At 66.1% G+C, this 837-nt stretch carries 1 pseudogene; it reads right to left on the bottom strand.

Annotated features, from left to right (window positions below):
• Positions 1-42 precede the first annotated feature (42 nt).
• A pseudogene (locus BHU15_RS33185) lies at positions 43-470 on the bottom strand (OmpA family protein); the annotation flags it as partial.
• Positions 471-837: the final 367 nt, after the last annotated feature.

Below are 837 nucleotides of genomic sequence, written 5' to 3'. Positions count from 1 at the left end.
CATACGACACCGGCCGTGTGCTCACGACATGAGACCGACGGGTCAGCTCTGGGAACTGTCCGCCTCACCGCGCGGGAAGGAGATCTCCACGCGGCGGTTCTTCTTGCGGCCCTCTTCGTTGCTGTTGTCCGCGATCGGATACTGCTCGCCGTAACCGCGGATCTCGTACGTGATCCCCGCGGAGGCCAGTTCCTTCTCCAGGACCCCGTGCACGGCTTCCGCGCGCTGCTTGGAGAGGACGTCACCGTGGGCGGACGAGCCCAGGTTGTCGGTGAAGCCGAAGACCCGCACCTTGGTGGCGCCCTGCTTCTCGATCTCCGCCGCCACGGCGGCGATACGGGCGTTCGCCGCGCTGGAGAGCTTCGAACTGTCCTTGCCGAAGAGGACCTCGGCCTGGAGGGCGAACTTCACCGACTCGCTGGTGTCCTCACGACGCTCCTCGCCGCCCTCCGACTCGACGACCGAGATGANNGCGGGGAACTGGGCGAAGACGCCGATGTTCTCATTGGCCTTCAGGGAGGAGATGCCTGTGGTGGTCAGCGGATAGCCCTCGGTGTCCCGCAGCACGTAGTAGCGCTTCTTCTCCTTCTTGTCGACCAGTGTCAGACCCGCCAACGACCTGCCGGTCCGCCGGACCTGGCTCTCGTCGCCGTTCCAGGAGATCGGGGCGCCCACACGTTCCCCGGTGGTGTTCTTGAGCGTCCCGGTCACCGTCAGAAAACCGTCCTCGTCGCGGACGGCGGTGTGCACGACCAGCTGGATGCCGTCGTTGCCGTTGATGGTGGCGAGGGTCTGGCTGGTGTCCGGCACCGTTTCGCCGCCGCCGTTGTCGTCGTC

The sequence above is a fragment of the Streptomyces niveus genome, from assembly GCF_001723055.1.
GTDB classification, from domain to species: Bacteria; Actinomycetota; Actinomycetes; order Streptomycetales; family Streptomycetaceae; genus Streptomyces; species Streptomyces niveus.
This window is presented reverse-complemented; position numbering and strand designations above follow the sequence as displayed.